The sequence below is a fragment of the Flavobacterium sp. ZT3R18 genome, from assembly GCF_007097385.1.
In the GTDB taxonomy this organism is placed as follows: Bacteria; Bacteroidota; Bacteroidia; order Flavobacteriales; family Flavobacteriaceae; genus Flavobacterium.
Genome location: NZ_VJZS01000003.1, coordinates 19,846 through 38,319, shown reverse-complemented (window position 1 = coordinate 38,319; position 18,474 = coordinate 19,846). Strand labels below are relative to the sequence as shown.

Genomic DNA, 18,474 nt, shown 5'->3' with positions numbered 1-18,474 from the left:
TATTTTTTATGAGCGAAGAAACCGCAATCAACGAAACCGCTTTGAAAAGCGAAAAAAAGAGGAATACGATATTGACTATCCTCTCTTTTGTTTTTATTATAGCTGGAGGCATTTGGATATTGAGTTTGTTTTTTGACTTTCATCGATATGAAAGCACGAATAATGCTCAAGTGGAATCCTATATCAACAATGTTACAGCAAGAGCATCCGGACACATAGCGGCAATCCATTTTGAAGCCAATCAGTTGGTGCATAAAGGCGATACTTTGGTGGTTCTTGATGATGAAGAGTATAGGATAAAAGTAAAACAAGCCGAAGCCGATTTGGCTGTGGCCGAAGGAAATCTACATTCGCTAGAGCAATCTATAGTTACAGCTAGTTCCAATCAGGCTGCCTCCAAAGAGAAGTTGGAAGGCGATAGGGCCAGTCTGGATAAAGCCGAAAAGGATTATCAACGATTCAAAAATATGTACGCTGATTCTGCGGTAACGCAAAATCAATATGATCAAGTGGTATCAAAATTACAATCGACCAAAGCATATCTCAAAGCAGGTGAAAAAGAATTATTGGCGAGCAGTTCTACAACCAAACAAAGCTACACCAATCTGGAAGCATCCAGAGCCACAGTAGCCCGTAAAAAGGCTGATTTGGATAATGCCTTACTACAGTTGTCCTACACACGCATCATTGCGCTAGCCGACGGTTATGTGGGTGAGCGAACCATTTCTGTAGGCGAACTCATTAATGCCAACCAAGTGGTGGCAACACTAGTTTTAAACCAAAAGGTATGGGTTACGGCCAATTTCAAAGAAACCCAAATCGAAAGAATCAAGCAAGACCAAGAAGTAACGATTACCATTGACGCATTGGATGACAAAGAATTCAAAGGTAAAGTAGTGGGCTTTTCGCCTGCAACAGGGGCGAAATTCTCGATGGTAGAGCCGGATAATTCTACTGGGAATTTTGTAAAAGTCACCCAACGCATTCCTGTGAAAATTGATTTTGAAGCTTCCGCAAAAGAGTTAGCAGACGTTAAACCTGGGATGAATGTAACTGTGGAAATAAAAAAATAAAAGGATGATAGCAGGCAAAAAAGGAAGTGTATTTACTCTTGTGGGACTTTATCTCCTTACGATTCCTTTTTTTAATGCCTTAAATGTAACCTCTTACGATAACTCACAAATACTGGGACATTTTGGTGCTTCCACTACTGTTTTTACCTATTCGACCTATATTCCTTTTTTTGCAATGCTAGGATTTTTGCCCTTGGGATTAAAAATAGGGAAGCAAATTAAGGTGAGAACATTGATTTTATCGGTAAGCTTTTTGTCTATAATTTGTAATACTGCGTCGTTGTATGCAACCACGATCCAGTGGTTTACGGTTTGGCGCACCTTGTTAGCGATTTTATCAATCATTGGAATTTTTGCTTCTATGATTCCGATAATTTTAAAATACAATCCCGTTTTTAATATGCCTATTTTGTACGGTATCATTCAGTTTATTCTTCAAGGGAGTAAGCAGTTGTATCAATATTTTGGGGTGCAAATGAGCAGTATTTACGACTGGACTTTTGGGGTTTATTTTCTGAATATCAATTTTTTGCTCGCTATACTTTTGGCTTGGTATTTTTACAAAAAAGATGTGGCACCAATGAAATCGCCCTTTCAGTTTGATTGGAGAGGTTGGCTTATTATGCTATTATTTTTTATTGTTATTCTTTTTCTTTGTGCCGAAGGACAAACACGAAATTGGTTGAGCGACCCTAGAGTGGCTATGGCAGTTGCTTTTTTGCTGATTATAATTGGGATTTATTTGATCCATTCTCGATTTACCAAAGAACCCATAATCAATCCTGATGTGTATAAATACAGAAACGTTGTTTTCGGATCTTTTCTCTTTTTTTATACGGGAATGATGAACGGTACAGGAAGCATAGTAACGGGTTTTATGACCAATATTCTTGGTTTTGACAGTATTTATGTGGCCAGAACGCATTTGGCGATTCTTATCGGTCTTTTTATAGCTATTCCATTATCTACCTATCTTTTGTTCAAACGAATCTATCTGGCGACCCTTTGGGTTACTGGTTTTGCTTGCTACGGTTTGTATCACACCATTCTCTATTTTAGATTTTATCCCGAAATTGAATCAGCCGATTTTTTTGCCCCCTTTATTTTCAAAGGATTGGCTATTGGATTTTTGTATCCGGCAGCCTCTCTTTATATTTCCGAAAATGTACCCAAACACTTGGGTGATTCCCGAATGATGAGCGGTGTTATTTCTCGTGCCGTTTTTGCCTCATTATTGGGTGGCGCTATTTTAGGGACTTTGATTTCGAATGTAAACGTACAGCATAAAACAGGCTTAAGTCAACAATTATCACCTTTAAACACTATGGCTCAAGCACAGTTGAACAAGAATAAGAATTATTATTTACATCAGGGATTGTCGGCTGGAGAAGCACAGAAAAAAGCCGAAAAAAGTCTGTCAAATCAAACGTCACAGTCGGCATTAATGCTGGCTTACAAAGATGTTTATTTGGTAATGGCAGCGCTATGTTTCTTTCCAATTCTGGTTCTTTTGTTGTTCCGACTAGGACGAAGACCAATAGGAAGTGTTGCAGTAGAGCCGATTCCGTTTTAGTAGAGACTCTAAGATTCTGAGATTTTAACTTAGAATCTTAGCGACTTAGCCACTAATTTAAACTAAAAATTAAAAATATGACAAGACAAAAAAAAATACGTTTTTTAAATCATTTTTGGGATAAAGAAAGTGGCCTTAGCGGCATGCTAGTCTTACTTTTTGCGATGCATTTTGTCTTAATTCCGTTGTTCGGAAGTTATTCTTCCTTTATGGTTACCATCAATATATTTTGGATGCTGTTTCTGGTAGCTGGTATTATTTCTTTGTCCAAAACAAAGCGACAAGCCATTCAAATTTCGATTATTCCTTTTTTGTTTATGCTATTCGGATGGATTAATGTATTTGATGCCTCTCCGTTTTTTATAATGTTAGATATCATTCTTACTATTTGCACTTTCGGTTTATTAATCTTTTTGGTTTTGGTGAAAGTATTTGAACCAGGCCCAATTACAGGATACAGAGTTATAGGTTCGATAGTGGTGTATATGATTCTGGCTAATCTTTGGGCAGTAATTTATTTGTTTACCTATGAACAGATTCCGGGTTCTTTCTCCATTACATTACCACCATTTGAAAGTAATACTTTGCAGGCTAATTTTTTGTATTTTAGCTATATAACAATTACCACGACAGGTTTTGGAGAGATAGTTCCGTTGCATCCTTTTGCTCGTTCATTGGTTCAAATAGAAGCAATCATTGGAGTATTGTATCCCGTTATTCTGATAGGTCGTCTTGTTTCGGATGCCAATGAAAATAAAGCAAAAAAGAAACAAAAACAATAATTATATTCTCTTATTATTCTAACCTTTAAATCAATTCGTATGGAAAATGCAAACCAAAACAAAAGTAAACAGCTTTTTGAAACTATTCTGCAACTAGGGCTTGTTTTCCTTATTTTAGGATTTTGTTTTACCCTTTTAATGCCTTTTATGATGCCAATTCTTTGGGCTATTATATTGGCAATAGTCTTGTATCCAATATTCAATTTTTTGCAAAAGAAATTAAAGGGGCGTAAAAGTTTAGCCTCATTTATCATTACAGCAGCCTTATTAGGAATTATTATTGTGCCAACTGTTTTTTTTGTTAATTCGGTTACATCAACGGTTATGGAATTAAAAGCAGGAGTGGAGGATGGATCACTCAAAGTAGCAACACCGGGACAAAACATCAAGGATTGGCCATTAATAGGGGATAAAGCGTACGATTTTCTATATGCATTATCCACAGATTTAGAAACAGGAGTACTCCAATACAAAGAACAAATCGTCGAAATATCCAAAAAACTACTCGGAAGTGTTCTTAGTTCTACTGTTGCTTTGCTGCAGATTATCCTTTCGGTTATCATAGCTGGGATATTAATGGTTTCCACCAGTGCACAAGATTTAGCTACCAATTTTATCAAGAGAATAGCAGGTGATTCAGGTGAAGAATTTTTAAATATATCCGTATCTACAGTGTATCAGGTAGTCAAAGGAATATTGGGTGTGGCCATTATCCAAACTTTAATCCAAGCCATAGGACTCTTTGGTTGTGGTGTTCCTTTCGCTGGTGTACTGACAGTATTATGTTTAATGTTGTCGATAATTCAAGTAGGGCCCATTATCATCAATCTTGGGGTAATTGCCTATCTTTTTTCATTGGATAATACCACAGCGGCCATTCTTTGGACCATATTTTTCATACTAAGTGGATTATCCGACAATGTTCTAAAACCACTATTATTAGGGAAAGGTGCTTTAGTACCTATGTTAGTGATCTTCTTAGGTGTAATTGGCGGATTTATGATGTCTGGATTCATCGGTTTGTTCGTAGGGCCAATCTTGTTCTCCATCGGCTATAAATTATTTGTGGCTTGGATGGAGGATAAACCAGTTTCCTCTTTCTAAATAATGAAGAAATTATTCAATAAGTATCAAATAGTAAATCAAGAAAATGTAACTTTTTAATTATTAACCAAAGAACAGAAAAAATGAAAAAATCACTTAAAAAACCGAGTCAATTTACCATTTTAATCATGGTATTTGCTATGCTGTTTGTCCTAACGGATATTTCTGCACAAAATCGTCAAAGGTCAACATCACAAAGATCGGCACCACAAAGATCAGCACCACAAAAAACTGTTTCTAAGCCTAGTGGAGGTAGTAGTTATAATAAGCAAACTTCAACTGCAAAAAGCCCTACCTCGGGTTCTTCTTCAAATAGGGAAGGTGTTAAAAGTTCTTCAAGTTCTACCAAAAATAGAGCCGGTGGCAATACATCTGGAACGAGAAACGTATCCAATAAATCAAATATAGGAAACAACAATAAAGTTGGAAATACCACTAATGTAGGAAGTAATAATAAAAACGTTAAGAATAACAATGTAAATGTTGATAATAGTAAAAACATAAAAGTAAATAATAGCAGAAATACTGTTGTAATACGCAATAACAACATACATTATGGTCATGCTTCGTATCATCATGGTGGTTATGGTTACAATTGTTATCACCCTTATTATCCTAGACCTTATCGTCCATTTATGTGGGGACCAGCTTGGCATCCTTGGGGTTTCTTTATTGCAACATTGGCAGTAACTGCAATTGTTGTAAGTGTTGCTAATCAACCGGATCCTTATCATTATGACAACGGAGTGTGGTATCAATCAGGTAGTGGTGGTTACACCGTTGTTGCTGCACCAGTTGGAGGAACGGTGGTCAATATTCCTTCGGGAGCCGAAACAGTAAACACAGGGACAGTCAATAACTATTATTATGGGGGAGCCTATTACCAGAAGTCTGATGGTGGTTATACCGTAGTTGCCCCTTCAGCCGGAACAATTGTTGATCATTTGCCAGAAGGCGGAGTAGAAGTAACCATAGGAAGCGTAAAATATGTGAAATTTGGAGAAACCTATTATCAACCGATTCAAGTGGGTGGTAAAGATAAGTATGAAATTGCTTTAGTCGAAAAAGACTAAATAAGTTTAAAAAAGGGTACAATCAAATCTTGATTGTACCCTTTTTTTAATTCTAAAATTTGTGTAATTCGTGACCAATAAATAAGTGTTCAACCTTTCAGAATTTCAGTCTACCAACTAAATCTATGAACTTTTAGGTCATGGTGGTTTAGTCATCAAAAGCAGAATGCTTTATTAATTTATCAAAACCATGCTGATATAAAAGCGACATTCTTGATTGAGGTCGTAATGTACATTGTTGTTTCAATAAAGCGTGAATTTTATTTTTGAATTGAAGTCGTGAATAATTTTGTATAATCTTGCTCATCGTTTCGGCAGGGAAATTGTTATAATATTTACCAATAACATCAATTGCTGCCCCTTTGTTTAATAGGTAAGCTTCGGGTAGATTTTTTGAAACTTTAATATTTAAATGTAATGCTATAGCATTTTGAATTGTTTCTATTTTATCCTTTTCCATTTGTTCTAAACTTTCGAGAAACAAACCCGTTTCAATAGCACCTTCAATTGCAAAGCAATTACAATTTGAATGTTTGTTTTGATGATAGTGAGTAAGCCCGATATCATGTAGTAAAGATGCAATAGCCAATAGTTCTTTGTCAAAAGCAATATTTTCTTTTTTACTGTAAATATTTCCGAAAATATAAGTTCTAAAACAATGGTTAATTAAAAATTGCTGATGTGTATCTTTTAAAAATTCTATTGTATGTTTTATTATTGCCGAATCGGGGATTTTAAAATCATTTTCATTTGATAAAAACAATTTGTGGACTAGACTTTTTATTATTTTATTTTTCTATAACGGCTTGGAATGCAAAATATATTTTACCAAAACTATCTAATTTGCCACCCGTTTTTTTGCCCCAGTTAAAATCTCCTATCATAATCTATATTTGATGTTACTAAATGGTTTTGCACTTATTTTTATACGCTCTCTTTTGTTTTATATTCGGCGGTTAATTGCTTAATTCTTTGTTGTAAGTTCAATTGTTTATCAATTTCTATATTTTCGATATTTTTGGCCCATTCCATAAAATCGGGTTTGTGTTGTTCTTTTCTTCCTGTTTTTATGTTTATTGGAATTAGTCTGGATCTCATAATTGCTTTTATTTTATTCTGTTCTTCATTCATCATAATAATTTCTAAATGAAGTGATTCAATATCTAAATTTAATAATGTGGATTGAATTGTTACTATTTCATTGGAAAATGCGGGTCGTAAATATGCAATTTCGTGACTGCCAATTACCCAAGCTAAATTATTTTTATAATACTCATTAAAGTCAAAGTCGTAAAAGTCTTTTAAATGGTCTTCGCGTGCATTAATTAAATAATCCAGATATCTAGAGTTATTTAGATGTCCGAACATATCGCAATCTGTAAAACGAATTTTATATTTTGAATTGGGATTTTTATTCATTTGCATAATTTTAGTTTTAAATAAAGTTATTTTTAATAGTTTCGTTGTGATGTTGTACGTGATAAATAGTAAAATAAAGTATTTCTCTGGCGGGAATTATTCCTAATAGTGGATGCGGACAATTGTAAATCTCCAATTCTTCTTCTGTCCAATCTTGTAAATTTGAAATTATGCTTACGAGCAACTCATTACCTTGACTTACCAATTCTTTAATATTTTTATCTAAATTTAATTCAGGAATAAATGGAGCCGTAGCTTTTGTGCCATTTTCTAACTTATTTTTATACATTTCGACAACTGTTTCATTACTTTCAACTGTTCTTTCTGACAATCCGAAATTTGATTTGATAGTCGATTTAGGGAGTGACAAATAGTTATTAACTCGTAACAGAATGATATTGATATGTTCTACATTGTGAGCAACTGACCATTTTCCGTTTATTGAAAGATTGGTATTTGGTAAATGAATTGCTGTGTCCCAAAATTTTAAATGTGCTGTATTGAAGTTATTTATTATTTCGTTTTTATTCATCTTTGTTTGATTTTATTGGGTTATAGAAATTTTTACATTCACACAAACTATACCAATCGGTATATTTTATTTTAAATTTTTTTACGCTTTTAAATTTTTAATCATTTTTTCTAAAAAATCCATAGTGATATTTAGCACAGTTGAACTGCCAGTAACTTTAGCTTGCATTACAGCCCCTTCTATAAGTGACATTAAGATTGCAGAAAATTCAGCAGCGTTTGTGTTCGCTTTAATTTCTTTTGTTTCAATGCCTATTTCAATATATTTTTCTAAAGAATTTTGCCATAACTTAAGCGCATTGACAGCTCTCTTTCTTAACATTGGGTGTGTATCGTCGGCTTCGGTAGCTGTATTTAATATGGGGCATCCTGCTTCCAGAAAAGATAATTTTAGATAATTCCTGTACGTTTCAGGATAGACCAAAAGTTTATCAATTATTTTAGGTCGAACTTCTATTTTTAGCCTAATATAAGATACAATTGCACCAAAATTATGATCAAAAGCAGCCAGTGCGACTTCGTCTTTATTTTCGAAATTACCATAAATACTACCTTTGGTTAAACCAGTAGCATGCATTATGTCATTCATAGAAGTCCCCACGTATCCTTTGGCATTGAATATCGGAGCTGTTTTTTCGATTATAAATTGTTTGGTACGTTCTGCTTTAGACATTAGCAAATATGTATTAATTTGATACAAATGTAATTGAAATATACCAAACGGTATGTTTATTTTAAAAAAAAACTAAACTTTTTTGAGTCCTTCGTCTAAATCCATAGGTTAAGGCGAAGAGTAAAAATATTCTTTTTCTTTTCTTATTCAAAATAAAAATAAGCCATAAAAGAAAAAGCCGCATTGTCATTCAGGGACAATAGCGGCTTTTTAAACAAAAAAAAAAACTAAAAAAAAGAGTTTATATTAGAAGCAGTATGCGTTTTCTGCAACTAATTTTGTAGTAATCGTTTCTCTTAAACCAACAACATTTGGCATGTTAGTGTATTTAGTGAAACGACGTAATCCCATTAACATCATACGTTGTTCGTCACCTTCAGCAAAAGAAATAATGCTTTCTTTTCCTTTTTGAGTGATAATGTCAACCGCTTGGTACAAGTACAATTGCGCCATGGCGATTTGTTCTTTTACTTTGTCAGCACCGTTTGCTTTGGCTAATTTTTCGGTTCTCAAGATGGTACTTTCAGCCATGTAGATTTCGATTAAGATATCAGAAGCTGCCATCAATAATTGTTGGTGTGCGTCTAAGTCTGGACCGTATTTTTGAACCGCTCCACCTGCAACCATTAGGAACGCTTTTTTCAATTTGGTAATCATTTCTTTTTCTTCAGCAAACAACTCAGAATAATCTGGAGTTTCAAAAGATGGAATTCCCATTAATTCTTCTTGTACTTTAGAAGCAGGTCCCAGCAAATCAACATGCCCTTTCATGGCTTTCTTGATCAACATACCAACCGAAAGCATTCTGTTGATTTCGTTTGTTCCCTCGTATATACGAGCAATACGAGCGTCTCTCCAGGCACTTTCCATAGGCGTGTCTTCTGAGAATCCCATTCCACCAAAAATTTGAATTCCTTCATCGGCACAAGCTTGAACGTCTTCAGAAACAGCTACTTTCAAGATAGAACACTCGATAGCATATTCTTCAACACCTTTCAATTCGGCTTCTTGATGAGAAGATCCAGCGGCTTCACGTTCTGTGATACGATCTTCAATATCTTTTGCAGCACGGTAAGAAGCACTTTCTCCTGCGTAGCAAGAAGTCGCCATTTCAGCTAATTTAGAACGAATAGCGCCAAATTGTGAAATAGCAGTATTAAACTGAATTCTTTCATTAGAATAGTTTACTGCTTGAGTAATTACTCTACGTTGTGCGTCCAAACAAGCTGCTGCCAATTTGATACGCCCTACGTTCAAGGCATTCATTGCGATTTTGAAACCGTTTCCTCTTTCAGACAACATGTTTTCAGCAGGAACTTTAGTATCATTGAAGAAAACCTGACGAGTAGAAGAAGCACGAATACCTAATTTATGCTCTTCTTCATTCATAGAAATTCCATTATCAGGAGTGTTTTCTACGATAAATCCAGTAATGTTTTTGTCGTCACCAATTCTTGCGAAAACGATGAATACCGAACAAAATCCAGCATTCGAAATCCACATTTTTTGTCCAGTGATCGAATATGTTTTTCCGTCTTCTGATAAAACAGCTTTTGTTTTTCCAGAATTCGCATCCGATCCAGCACCTGGCTCAGTCAAGCAATACGCTCCAAACCATTCTCCAGAAGCTAATTTTGGTACATATTTTTGTTTTTGCTCTTCAGTTCCGTATAATGTGATTGGCATTGTTCCAATTCCAGTGTGTGCTCCAAAAGCAGTAGAGAATGAACCCGTTGCTCCCGAAATATAATCACATACCAAAACAGTATTTACAAATCCCATCCCCATTCCGCCATAAGCTTCAGGTACAGCTACGCTTAAGAAACCAAGATCTCCCGCTTTTTTCATACACTCTTGTGTATAGGCGTAGTCTTTTTTCTCAAAACGATCTTTGTGTGCCCACAATTCTTTATCAACGAACTCTTTTACAGAGTCACGCATCATTAACTGCTCTTCATTGAAATCTTCTGGCGTGAAAATAGCTTCACATTTTGTTTCTTTTACGATGAATTGACCACCTCTTGTTTTGTCGCTCATATCAGCCCCCTAACCCCCAAAGGGGGAATTCCTACTAGGGGTAAGTAGGGTTTTAAATTCTTTAACCTAAATAAAGTTAAAGATGTGATTATACTTTTTTTAAAGAACTTGTAAATTTAATTTTTATTGGCAATCTTAGAAATTCCCCCTTCGGGGGTTAGGGGGCTTTACATTAACTCATAAATCCCTGCAGAACCTTGTCCAGTTCCCACACACATACTCACAATTCCATATTTGCTTCCTCTGCGTTTCATCTCGTCAAACAATTGAACAGATAATTTGGCTCCAGTACAACCAAGTGGGTGTCCTAAAGCAATAGCACCACCATTCACATTGATAATATCAGGATTCAAGTTCAATTCACGGGTAACTGCCAATGCTTGTGAAGCAAAAGCTTCGTTTAGCTCAATTAAATCGATATCGTTTAAAGTCAATCCCGCTTGTTTCAACGCTTTTGGAATCGCTTTTACAGGACCAATTCCCATGATTCTTGGCTCAACACCTGCAGAGGCGAAGTTTACCAAACGAGCTATCGGTTCCAGGTTTAATTCTTTTACCATTTCTTCGCTCATAACCAGTACAAAAGCAGCACCATCACTCATTTGTGAAGAGTTACCAGCCGTTACACTTCCGTCAGCAGCAAAAACAGCTCTAAGACCTGCTAATCCTTCCAAAGAAGTTCCAACTCTTGGGCCCTCGTCTTTGTTTACTACATACGATTTGGTTTCTTTTTTACCATTTTCATTGATAAAAGTTTGTTCTACCGTAATTGGTACAATTTGTTTGTCAAATTTACCTTCAGCTTGTGCTTTCAATGCTTTGTTGTGTGATTGAAAAGCAAATTCATCTTGGTCTGCACGAGAGATGTTGAATTGTTTTGCCACCGCTTCCGATGTTAATCCCATTCCCCAGTAGTAATCCTCATGTCCCGCTTTTGCAACAGCATAATCCGGAGTAGGTTTGTAACCTCCCATTGGAATATAACTCATGCTTTCGGCTCCACCGGCAATGATACAATGTGCCATTCCTGATTGGATTTTAGCAGTTGCCATTCCGATTGTTTCCAATCCCGATGCGCAATATCTGTTTACGGTAACACCCGGTACATCATCCACTTTTAATCCCATCAAAGAGATCAATCGTCCCACGTTCAAACCTTGTTCTGCTTCTGGCATGGCATTTCCTACCATAACATCATCAATACGAGTTTTGTCAAAATCAGGCAATTCATTCATCATGTATTGAATGGTTTCTGCAGCCAACTCATCAGGTCTTTTAAATCTAAAAACTCCTTTTGGTGCTTTTCCTACCGCAGTACGATAAGCCTTAACTATATATGCTGTTTTCATATTTTTTATTTTTAAGAGTAGAGAATATAGAGAATAGAAAATAGATTTTTAAACGTTGTCTTAAATCTATATTCTATTCTCTTTGTTTTATTTTCTAATTACGAAGTGGTTTTCCCTTGGTTAACATAAATTGAATTCTCTCCAATGTTTTTCTCTCAGTACAAAGTGATAAAAATGCTTCGCGTTCAAGGTCTAATAAATATTGCTCAGATACCAAAGTGTGTTCCGATAAATCACCACCAGCCATAACATAAGCCAGTTTGTTTGCAATTTTTAAATCGTGTTCTGAGATGTATTTACCAGCAACCATTTGATTGGTTCCTACTAAGAACATTCCTAAAGCTTGTTTACCCAAAACTTTCACATCAGTTCTACGGATTGGTTGTGTATAACCCGCTTCGGCCATTAATAAGGCATGTTTCTTAGCTTCGGCAATTTGACGGTCTTTGTTTACTACCACAATATCTTTACCGTGTTGTAAAAGTCCAGTATCAAAAGCTTCGTAAGCCGAAGTTGATACTTTTGCCATAGCGATGGTCATGAAATATTCTTGTAAAACATTCAATTCCACATCGTTTTTACGGAATAAATCGGATGCACGCATGGCCAATTCTTTCGAACCACCACCGCCAGGAATAACCCCAACACCAAATTCTACTAATCCCATGTAGGTTTCTGCTGCAGCAACCACTTTATCAGCATGTAAGCTCATTTCGCAACCACCACCAAAAGTCATTCCGTGAGGAGCAACAACTACTGGGATTCCAGAATAACGCACACGCATCATCGTGTCTTGGAACATTTTGATGGCCATATTCAACTCATCGTATTCTTGTTCTACCGCCATCATGAAAATCATTCCAATATTGGCACCAACAGAGAAATTCGATGCTTGATTTCCAATAACCAAACCTTGGTATTCTTTTTCAGATAAATCGATCGCTTTATTGATAGCTTGTAAAACATCACCACCAATGGTATTCATTTTAGATTGGAATTCTAAATTCAAAATTCCGTCTCCTAAATCTTGTATGATAGCACCACTATTGCTCCATACTTTTTTGCTTTCGCGAATGTTGTTCAGGATGATAAAGGCATCTTGACCAGGAACTTTAGTTTGTGATTTTGTTGGAATATTATAGAAATAGGTAGCTCCTTCTTTAATAGTATAAAAACTTTTACTTCCAGAAGCAATCATTTCAGTAACCCAAGCTGCAGGCTCTTGACCTTCGGCTTTCATGATTTCAATTCCTTTTTCAACACCAATGGCATCCCAAATTTCGAATGGACCATTTTCCCATCCAAAACCAGCTTTCATGGCATCGTCTATTTTGTATAATTCATCAGAGATTTCAGGAATACGGTTCGAAACATAAGCAAACATTCCAGAGAAACTTTTTCTGTAGAATTCGCCTGCTTTGTCTTTTCCTTTTACCAGAACCTTGAATCTGTTGATGGGTTTGTCAATCGTTTTTGTTAATTCCAAAGTAGCAAAAGAAGCTCTTTTGGCAGGACGGTATTCCAGAGTGTCCAAGTCCAAAGAAAGAATGTCTCTGTCCACTTTTTTGTAGAAACCTTGACCTGTTTTACTTCCGTACCATTTGTTTTCCATCATTTTGTTGACGAATTCTGGAAGTTTAAACAACTCGTGTTGTTCGTCTGTTGGGCAGTTTTCGTAGATTCCGTTGGCAACATGTACCAAAGTATCCAATCCAACGACATCCACAGTTCTGAAAGTAGCCGATTTTGGGCGACCAATAACCGGTCCTGTCAATTTATCTACTTCTTCAATAGTTAATCCCAACTCTTTTACCAAGTGGAACAAACTTTGAATCCCGTAAATACCAATACGGTTACCGATAAAGGCAGGAGTATCTTTGGCAACAACCGAAGTTTTACCCAAGAATTTCTCTCCGTATATGGTTAAGAAATCCAAAACTTCCGTTGAAGTTTGCGGACCAGGAATGATTTCGAATAATTTTAAGTAACGCGCAGGGTTAAAAAAGTGAGTACCGCAGAAGTGTTTTTGGAAATCTTCGCTGCGTCCTTCGCTCATAAAGTGAATTGGAATGCCAGAAGTGTTTGATGTTACCAAAGTTCCCGGTTTTCTGAATTTTTCGATTTGTTCAAAAACCAATTTTTTGATATCCAAACGTTCTACAACCACTTCGATGATCCAATCTACATTGGCAATCTTGGCCATATCGTCCGTCGTGTTTCCAGTTATAATTCGGCTAGCGAATTTCTGACTGTAAATAGGAGAGGGCTTCGATTTTAAGGAGTTGGCCAAATGTTCGTTTACCACACGGTTGCGAACAATTTTACTCTCAAGTGTAAGCCCTTTTTTGGCTTCTGCATCCGTCAATTCTCTTGGAACAATGTCCAAAAGCAAGACTTCGACTCCAATGTTGGCAAAATGACAAGCAATTCCTGAACCCATAATCCCGGATCCAATTACTGCAACTTTTTTAATTGTGCGTTTCATACTTAGTTAATATTTGTTTTTTAATTGATCCCGATAGCTATCGGGAGGTATCTTTATCTTTAATTATTTTTAATGGTTTTGAATCTTGGCGATGTCATCATTACTGTTTTCTTGTTGATTAAATATGTTTTTATTCTGAATTAGTTCGTTGATAATTTCGGCTACTTCCATGAAATTGTTAAGCTTTTCTTCCGAAACATGTTTTCTAACGGTTTCATTAAAATTCAAAACGGTATTCTTAGAAAGCTCTCTTTTTTCTCTTCCAAATTCGGTTAGGTAAATCAAAACTCCTCTACCGTCTTCTGGGTTTTTCTTTCTGATTATTAACCCTTTTTCCTCCATGGATTTTAACGTTCTTGTCAAGCTTGTGGCTTCCATGCCCATTCTGGGTCCTAATGCTGTAGAAGGCGTTCCTACTTCTCTGTCAATACTTAATAAGGCAAAACCAGTTGCCATAGTTGCGTCATATTTTGCAGCTTCTTCATTATACATTCTCGATACAGCTTGCCAAGTTGCTCTTAGGATATAATCTATTGTTTTGTTTTTCATATTTTACGATAACGATTTCAAATGTAATAAAAAAAATACTATGCATGCATAATAAATTTCGTTTTTTTTTAATTTTTTATAAATATAAATAAAAAACTCCTTTAAAATAAGGAGTTTAGGAAATATTATGCATGCGCTGTATTTTTTTGTTTTAACAGAAATGCTAATTATTCAGAATTAAAAAAAGTGAGTACAGATTTCATAAATTTGCACAGATTTCAGTTGTTTTTTTACACTAAAAACATCAGTATCAAATCTATCTGAATTTCTCATACCGAAGCAATCCTTTTTGGAATATTACTTTCATGCGTTCGCGTAAATTTTCGGGACGAAGCACTTCAAGACTATCCCCAAACCCCAATAAAATGCGTTCCAATTCAAAATTATGAATGATAAACAAATGAACAATTATACTGCCATCCTCATTTTGTTTAATCAGTCGTTGTGAATTGTGCAGCGGTTTGGTCGTAACATAAGGCGCATTGTTGGCATCAATCAAAAGTTCGATACGTCTGGGTTGCATCCCCGTGTTTACGGTAACACCAACCACGTTTTTATAAAAAGTGTCAGGATTGAAGTTTTGTTCCAAATAGGGCAATGTCAAGTTATAGTCAATCGAAATGATTCGGTCGAGTGCTAAATTGGTAATCGGTTGGCTACCCTTTCTTCGTCCCACCAGAAACCAGCAGTTATTGAATTCCTTCAATATAAAAGGATGAAAGTTGAATTCTCGTTCTTCGGTAGATTTGAATGACTTGTACGTAATGACCAAAACATTTTTTTTGATGATTGCCTGATAGATTTCTTCCAGAAAATGCAAACCTTTCAAATGTTCATTTTTGTCCAAATGAATCACGGGTTGCGTATGCGACTTTTCGGCATAGATTTTATCTTCCAACCGCTGTAAAATATCCGAAACATCATTAAATAAAGAGAAATCCTTAAACTGTTTCAACATCGAAACCGTCTCAGTCAGCACATTGATATCGGTTTCTGTCAGCGGAATATCGGTAATCGTAAAACCGTCGTCTTCGTATTTGTAAAACTTCTTGTCATAGACCACAATAGGCGCATTATACCCCAATTTCTCCGACCGCATGAGCTGAATATCCATTTGAACAGTGCGTTTACTAACTGAGTTCTCCCGACCTTCATATTCAAACAAAGCCTCGGAACACGCTTCAATCAAGTCGTCGAGAGTCCATTGCCGATACTGATTTTGCAGGCATTTGTCAATGGTTTTATACCGAATTAAAGCATTCTTGTTTTGAGACATAGTTTCGTTTTTATTTTGGCGTGATCCTTCGTGAAAAACTTCGGGTCGGGCTTTACGTTCCCGCTTTTTTTCTTTATCAATTGCCTCGGGTTTAAACCCGAGGCAATTGATAAAGAAAAAAGAGCTCCACTTCAAACGAAGTTCACTGAACTCCGATGATAATAAGAACTAAGTGAAGTAATCCCTCACGCAATTCACGTTAATAAAGAAATTTCTCTTTTAATATTAGCTTTTGCATTTTCATCAAACAGGTTTCGGAAGATTTCTGTATTATAAATAAACTCCTGCTCCAAGAAATGACCCAAAGCTTTTCTTCTTCCGGGTTTGTACAAAATGTTCGGGTACATTTTATATTCTTTCCTAATCTGATTGCAATACATTTGATAGTTTTTCCAGTCTTTAGAAAGTATTTTCAAATCAAAATCAATCAACCAGTTAATGTCTTCAATTTTATTGTGTTGATGCAGTTGCGTAGCACAAATCGCGTCAAAAACCAATTGTTTATTGAGTGAAATTGCATTGGGTAAAATTGCTAAGGCATATTCGGCACTTTTCAATTCGTTATCTTTTCGGGTGGCTTTATAAATGTAATCATGGTAGAAAATACTATATAAAACTTCGTTCGGATTTTTGAGGCTACTATGATGTCTGTCGAATAATTCAATCATTTCCTTTAAATGATTCAAATTATGATATTGTCTTGATTTAGCAGAATACGCTTTTTCTAAATCTAGCCATAAACTATTGATCTCATTTGGATTGATGCCAATTGTAATTAACAATTCGGAATGTCTGTCTTGTAAATTCATAAGTAGTATTTAACCAAAAATACAAATTATTTTATACTGCGCAAAATAATTGCGTACTTAGGTAAAACATTTGTATCATCAAAAATAGTAACAATGAAAAATGAAGCTGTAACAGCAAAAAGCACCAAAAAGAAACACAATATCTTATTCAAAGATGCACCTATATATTGTACCCAAAAGCCAGATTTACCAAAAGCAATTATCTGTGACTTGGATGGAACATTATGCTTGATGAATGGTCGGAATCCATTTAATGCCAGCAAGTGTGATGAAGATTTGCTAAACGAGCCAGTAGCCAATCTATTGAAGAATTACAAACAATTGGGTTATGCCATTCTTTTGGTATCAGGCAGAGTCGATACATACAAAGAACCCACTTTGCGTTTTCTAGAAAAACATGCCATCGCATTTGATGTTTTGCTTATGCGAAAAGCGAAAGACAATCGGAAGGATGCGATTATAAAAATAGAAATCTATAATGATTGCATCAAAGACAAATACCTTGTAGAATTTGTTTTAGACGACAGAAATCAAGTGGTTGTTATGTGGCGAAAAGAGTTGAAATTGCCTTGCTTTCAAGTTTTTTACGGCTGTTTTTAGAAAAGGAAATTCAAAAGATAGAGGTTCAAATCCTCCCCAAGCGACAGTAAGTCTTGGTAGTTTAAGTTGGGAAAACAGTTGTTTTTTTTTGGTTGAAATACAGGTGTTTATACGCTTTTTTTTAGTTTTTAATGGTTCTAAATTTGAATTGTAATAACCGAACAGTTGGTATATGATTATTAATTTGAGTTTGCAAATGAACAGATGGAATAAAATCATACTGTTATTTTCTTTTTTGTTTGCTAGTGGATTTTTGTTTTCTCAAAATGAAAGGTTAATTATAGGGAGAACAACAGGAAAGCTAGATGTTAAGAAAAATTTGGAGGTACGAACTTTTGGTTTCAGCAATTCTCTTTCTGGGCAAGTAACGCTGCCTGGTTCTTGTATTGATGTTATGGAAGGCGATAATATAAGTATTGATTTATGGAATATTTCTCAGGGAAATCCAATCTCTCTGTATTGTAAAGAAATGGAGTTTGTACAGCACAATGATGCCAAAGAAGTAATGAAGAAAAAAGAAGCCATTCATCATATGGAGCATGGATTTTATTCTTTTGTGGCTAAAAAACCAGGAACCTATCTTTATTATAGTCCAGAGAATTATCCATTTAATCGTCAAGCAGGGATGTTTGGAATAATCATAATACGACCAAAAGAAAAGGATTCTTTATTTGTTAAGCCTTTGAGTGAAACACTATGGTGTAGTTATGAAATAGACACTAAATGGCATACGGATGTCATCATGGGTGCGGAATATGATGATTTAAAGCCAATAGTTCTTCCTGTCTATGAACCAAATTACTTTTTGATTAATGGTAAAATGGTCATGAAAATAGAAGGTTTGCAATCTTTGGAGAGCAAAAAAGAGGCTGTGTTTCTTCGTTTGGTTAATTCGGGGTTATACCTTCATGAAATACTATTTCCATCGAGTACAAAACTTCAGTTAGTTTCTGGAAACGCTACTAGTATAATAGCATTATCAAAAGGATATAAAGTACAGCTTTATCCTGGGGAGTGTATTGAACTGCTTACTTTTTTAGAAAATGTAGATCAAAGGGAGCACATTGTCTATCATTTTATTGATTCGATTTCAAAAAAGATGTATCACAAAGCTAATATTCCTGTTTTTTATTAATGTTCA

The 18,474-nt window shown here is 35.5% G+C and carries 17 protein-coding genes; 7 read left to right on the top strand and 10 right to left on the bottom strand.

What is annotated here, in order from left to right; translation table 11 throughout:
• Positions 1–8: 8 nt before the first annotated feature.
• The 5 genes from FNW52_RS04570 to FNW52_RS04550 all read left to right on the top strand — a co-directional run bounded on the left by FNW52_RS04570 (position 9) and on the right by FNW52_RS04550 (position 5,605).
• A complete protein-coding gene (locus FNW52_RS04570) occupies positions 9–1,073 on the top strand; it encodes an HlyD family secretion protein (protein WP_143376287.1) in 1,065 nt (354 codons plus the stop codon).
• Between the two features lie 4 nt (positions 1,074–1,077).
• Positions 1,078–2,646, top strand: coding sequence for an MFS transporter (locus FNW52_RS04565; protein WP_143376286.1), 1,569 nt, complete (start codon positions 1,078–1,080; stop codon positions 2,644–2,646).
• Between the two features lie 77 nt (positions 2,647–2,723).
• A complete protein-coding gene (locus tag FNW52_RS04560; protein WP_143376285.1) occupies positions 2,724–3,428 on the top strand; it encodes a potassium channel family protein in 705 nt (234 codons plus the stop codon).
• A gap of 39 nt (positions 3,429–3,467) precedes the next feature.
• The gene (locus tag FNW52_RS04555; RefSeq protein WP_143376284.1) at positions 3,468–4,532 is read left to right on the top strand and encodes an AI-2E family transporter; all 1,065 of its coding nucleotides are present in this window, start codon (positions 3,468–3,470) and stop codon (positions 4,530–4,532) included.
• 83 nt (positions 4,533–4,615) lie between these two features.
• Positions 4,616–5,605: a DUF6515 family protein gene (locus FNW52_RS04550; protein ID WP_143376283.1), complete on the top strand. Its 990-nt coding sequence runs from the start codon at positions 4,616–4,618 to the stop codon at positions 5,603–5,605.
• 148 nt (positions 5,606–5,753) lie between these two features.
• Here the strand turns inward: FNW52_RS04550 and FNW52_RS04545 are convergent, their stop codons facing one another.
• The 10 genes from FNW52_RS04545 to FNW52_RS04500 all read right to left on the bottom strand — a co-directional run bounded on the left by FNW52_RS04545 (position 5,754) and on the right by FNW52_RS04500 (position 16,733).
• Entirely contained in the window at positions 5,754–6,368 is a 615-nt protein-coding gene (locus FNW52_RS04545) for an HD domain-containing protein (RefSeq protein WP_185965920.1), read from the bottom strand.
• Positions 6,369–6,529: 161 nt separating this feature from the next.
• Positions 6,530–7,030 (bottom strand): thioesterase family protein, encoded by a 501-nt coding sequence (locus FNW52_RS04540; protein WP_255515488.1) that lies wholly within the window; start codon positions 7,028–7,030, stop codon positions 6,530–6,532.
• Between the two features lie 10 nt (positions 7,031–7,040).
• Entirely contained in the window at positions 7,041–7,556 is a 516-nt protein-coding gene (locus FNW52_RS04535; protein WP_143376282.1) for a DinB family protein, read from the bottom strand.
• Positions 7,557–7,637: 81 nt separating this feature from the next.
• A complete protein-coding gene (locus FNW52_RS04530; RefSeq protein ID WP_143376281.1) occupies positions 7,638–8,228 on the bottom strand; it encodes a TetR/AcrR family transcriptional regulator in 591 nt (196 codons plus the stop codon).
• A 246-nt stretch (positions 8,229–8,474) separates the two neighbouring features.
• Positions 8,475–10,265, bottom strand: coding sequence for an acyl-CoA dehydrogenase family protein (locus FNW52_RS04525; protein WP_143376280.1), 1,791 nt, complete (start codon positions 10,263–10,265; stop codon positions 8,475–8,477).
• Between the two features lie 167 nt (positions 10,266–10,432).
• Positions 10,433–11,614, bottom strand: a complete 1,182-nt coding sequence (locus FNW52_RS04520) for an acetyl-CoA C-acyltransferase (RefSeq protein WP_143376279.1) — start codon at positions 11,612–11,614, stop codon at positions 10,433–10,435.
• A 94-nt stretch (positions 11,615–11,708) separates the two neighbouring features.
• The gene (locus FNW52_RS04515) at positions 11,709–14,099 is read right to left on the bottom strand and encodes a 3-hydroxyacyl-CoA dehydrogenase/enoyl-CoA hydratase family protein (protein ID WP_143376278.1); all 2,391 of its coding nucleotides are present in this window, start codon (positions 14,097–14,099) and stop codon (positions 11,709–11,711) included.
• A 69-nt stretch (positions 14,100–14,168) separates the two neighbouring features.
• Positions 14,169–14,648 carry a MarR family winged helix-turn-helix transcriptional regulator gene (locus tag FNW52_RS04510; RefSeq protein WP_143376277.1) on the bottom strand — a complete coding sequence of 160 codons (480 nt, stop codon included), beginning with the start codon at positions 14,646–14,648 and terminating at the stop codon, positions 14,169–14,171.
• A gap of 256 nt (positions 14,649–14,904) precedes the next feature.
• Positions 14,905–15,924: a YafY family protein gene (locus tag FNW52_RS04505; protein ID WP_143376276.1), complete on the bottom strand. Its 1,020-nt coding sequence runs from the start codon at positions 15,922–15,924 to the stop codon at positions 14,905–14,907.
• 194 nt (positions 15,925–16,118) lie between these two features.
• Positions 16,119–16,733, bottom strand: a complete 615-nt coding sequence (locus FNW52_RS04500) for a hypothetical protein (protein ID WP_143376275.1) — start codon at positions 16,731–16,733, stop codon at positions 16,119–16,121.
• A 93-nt stretch (positions 16,734–16,826) separates the two neighbouring features.
• On the opposite strand from FNW52_RS04500, the gene FNW52_RS04495 reads away from it, so the two are divergent.
• Both FNW52_RS04495 and FNW52_RS04490 read left to right on the top strand, forming a co-directional pair.
• On the top strand, positions 16,827–17,333 hold the full coding sequence (locus FNW52_RS04495) for a hypothetical protein (protein ID WP_185965919.1): 507 nt from the start codon (positions 16,827–16,829) through the stop codon (positions 17,331–17,333).
• 172 nt (positions 17,334–17,505) lie between these two features.
• The gene (locus FNW52_RS04490; RefSeq protein ID WP_255515487.1) at positions 17,506–18,468 is read left to right on the top strand and encodes a multicopper oxidase domain-containing protein; all 963 of its coding nucleotides are present in this window, start codon (positions 17,506–17,508) and stop codon (positions 18,466–18,468) included.
• Positions 18,469–18,474 lie beyond the last annotated feature (6 nt).

What these genes read in the sequence shown, in the direction of transcription:
- FNW52_RS04570 (WP_143376287.1), top strand. Translation starts at nt 9, where the DNA reads ATGAGCGAAGAAACCGCAATCAACGAAACCGCTTTGAAAAGCGAAAAA.
- FNW52_RS04565 (WP_143376286.1), top strand. Translation starts at nt 1,078, where the DNA reads ATGATAGCAGGCAAAAAAGGAAGTGTATTTACTCTTGTGGGACTTTAT.
- FNW52_RS04560 (WP_143376285.1), top strand. Translation starts at nt 2,724, where the DNA reads ATGACAAGACAAAAAAAAATACGTTTTTTAAATCATTTTTGGGATAAA.
- FNW52_RS04555 (WP_143376284.1), top strand. Translation starts at nt 3,468, where the DNA reads ATGGAAAATGCAAACCAAAACAAAAGTAAACAGCTTTTTGAAACTATT.
- FNW52_RS04550 (WP_143376283.1), top strand. Translation starts at nt 4,616, where the DNA reads ATGAAAAAATCACTTAAAAAACCGAGTCAATTTACCATTTTAATCATG.
- FNW52_RS04540 (WP_255515488.1), bottom strand. Translation starts at nt 7,030, where the DNA reads ATGCAAATGAATAAAAATCCCAATTCAAAATATAAAATTCGTTTTACA.
- FNW52_RS04535 (WP_143376282.1), bottom strand. Translation starts at nt 7,556, where the DNA reads ATGAATAAAAACGAAATAATAAATAACTTCAATACAGCACATTTAAAA.
- FNW52_RS04530 (WP_143376281.1), bottom strand. Translation starts at nt 8,228, where the DNA reads ATGTCTAAAGCAGAACGTACCAAACAATTTATAATCGAAAAAACAGCT.
- FNW52_RS04525 (WP_143376280.1), bottom strand. Translation starts at nt 10,265, where the DNA reads ATGAGCGACAAAACAAGAGGTGGTCAATTCATCGTAAAAGAAACAAAA.
- FNW52_RS04520 (WP_143376279.1), bottom strand. Translation starts at nt 11,614, where the DNA reads ATGAAAACAGCATATATAGTTAAGGCTTATCGTACTGCGGTAGGAAAA.
- FNW52_RS04515 (WP_143376278.1), bottom strand. Translation starts at nt 14,099, where the DNA reads ATGAAACGCACAATTAAAAAAGTTGCAGTAATTGGATCCGGGATTATG.
- FNW52_RS04510 (WP_143376277.1), bottom strand. Translation starts at nt 14,648, where the DNA reads ATGAAAAACAAAACAATAGATTATATCCTAAGAGCAACTTGGCAAGCT.
- FNW52_RS04505 (WP_143376276.1), bottom strand. Translation starts at nt 15,924, where the DNA reads ATGTCTCAAAACAAGAATGCTTTAATTCGGTATAAAACCATTGACAAA.
- FNW52_RS04500 (WP_143376275.1), bottom strand. Translation starts at nt 16,733, where the DNA reads ATGAATTTACAAGACAGACATTCCGAATTGTTAATTACAATTGGCATC.
- FNW52_RS04495 (WP_185965919.1), top strand. Translation starts at nt 16,827, where the DNA reads ATGAAAAATGAAGCTGTAACAGCAAAAAGCACCAAAAAGAAACACAAT.
- FNW52_RS04490 (WP_255515487.1), top strand. Translation starts at nt 17,506, where the DNA reads ATGATTATTAATTTGAGTTTGCAAATGAACAGATGGAATAAAATCATA.